At 55.6% G+C, this 644-nt stretch carries 2 pseudogenes; both read right to left on the reverse strand.

From position 1 onward, the window contains the following. Positions 1-123, reverse strand: a pseudogene (locus BTA51_RS28870) (carbohydrate ABC transporter permease); the annotation flags it as partial. Positions 124-402: 279 nt separating this feature from the next. Next, a pseudogene (locus tag BTA51_RS28875) lies at positions 403-644 on the reverse strand (sugar ABC transporter permease); the annotation flags it as partial.

A 644-nucleotide genomic window follows, 5' to 3' on the forward strand; every position in this document is an offset into this window, starting at 1 on the left:
TTCGGTCTTGAAGCTGGTCAGCACCATCCAGAAGATGGGGAAGAAGATCAGCAGGGCCACGCCCCAGGCCAGCAATCCCAGGAGCACGGTCTGCAGTTGACGGGCTTGTTTAAGAGATAACATGGTCGCTTTCTCCAAGGGTTTGTTGGGGCTTCGGCATCGTCACTGCTGGAAGCGATTCTTGTGATCCGGCGAGGCGGAGGGAGCGCAGTGTAGTTATTCTACATAAGCGACCGACAACGAGGCTGGGCGCAAAAATAGCTCCAGCCCTTCGGGTTGCGCCTGCAAAAGCGCCTGTCGTCGTTATTCGTCGCTCATTTGGAATAACCAAACTACACTCCTCATTCCTAGCCTGGCACTTTTGCAGGCGCAACAGTGATGATGCCGAAGCCCCAACAAACCCTATGGCTTATCAGTCAGATTCTTGCCGATCATCCGGATCAGGACGAAGGCCGCAATATTGGCGATCACCACGGCGATCAGCCCCCCCGAGGAGGCCATGCCCACATCAAACTGTAGCAGCGCCTGGCTGTAGATCAGGAACGCCAGATTGGTGGTCTCATAACCGGGACCACCGCCGGTGGTGGTGAAGATCTCGGCAAAAATCGACAGCAGGAAGATGGTCTCAATCATCACCACCACGG

It is taken from the genome of Hahella sp. CCB-MM4 (assembly GCF_002260525.1).
Taxonomy (GTDB): domain Bacteria; phylum Pseudomonadota; class Gammaproteobacteria; order Pseudomonadales; family Oleiphilaceae; genus Hahella.